Here is an 858-nt window from a genome sequence, read left to right on the forward strand (position 1 = left end):
ATGGACATCGCCTCGAACATGTTCCTCGGCCGCGAGCTGCGCCGCCCCGGCGTCCTCGGCAGTGTGTTCCGCATGCTCGACAAGAAGCGCATGCGCCAGGAGGCCGCCGAGCACATGGCCGACCTGAAGATCGGCCTGCGCTCGCTGACGCAGTCGGTGGAGACGCTCTCCGGCGGACAGCGGCAGGCCGTCGCGGTCGCCCGTTCCGTCGCCTGGGCCCGCTCCGTCGTCGTCATGGACGAACCCACCGCCGCCCTCGGCGTCAAGGAGTCCGGCCAGGTCCTCGACCTCATCCGCCGGGTCCGCGACAAGGGCATGCCGGTCGTCCTGATCAGCCACAACATGCCCCACGTCTTCGAGATCGCCGACCGGATCCACGTCCACCGCCTCGGCCGGCGCGCTGCCGTGATCAAGCCCTCCGACTACTCCATGGCCGAGGTCGTCTCCATCATGACCGGCGCCCTCACAGTCGACGAAACCGGAGATACTGTCGTAGCGGATTCGGAGGCCGCGAAGGCCGCCGGAGTCCGGGCCACCTGACAGCACTACCCAGCTCTCGCATCTTCCGGCCGAGGCCGCGGCCGGAAGCGAGAGCCCTCAGGAGACGGTTTCCTCCATGGCAGCGAACCGCCGCCCCACCCTGGCCGACGTCGCCCGAGAAGTCGGCGTCAGCGCCAAGACGGTCTCCCGAGTCCTCAACGAGGACGGACCCGCCTCCGCGCAGACCAGGGAACAGGTACTCGCCGCAGTGGCCAAGCTCGGCTTCCAGCCGAACCTCATGGCCCGCAACATCCGCATCGGCGGCCCGGACACCACCATCGGCCTGGTCATTCCCGACCTCGCCAACCCCTTCTTCGG

2 protein-coding genes are annotated in these 858 nt (G+C 69.0%); both read left to right on the forward strand.

Annotated elements, in window-relative coordinates; translation table 11 throughout:
• The coding region (locus N4G66_RS45210; protein ID WP_261710154.1) for an ATP-binding cassette domain-containing protein at positions 1-540 on the forward strand (540 nt) is incomplete at its 5' end.
• Between the two features lie 76 nt (positions 541-616).
• On the forward strand, positions 617-858 hold a 242-nt coding region (locus N4G66_RS45215), incomplete at its 3' end, for a LacI family DNA-binding transcriptional regulator (protein WP_261710155.1).

Origin of the sequence: Streptomyces rhizosphaerihabitans (genome assembly GCF_025399795.1) — a bacterium.
Classification (GTDB): Bacteria; Actinomycetota; Actinomycetes; order Streptomycetales; family Streptomycetaceae; genus Streptomyces; species Streptomyces rhizosphaerihabitans.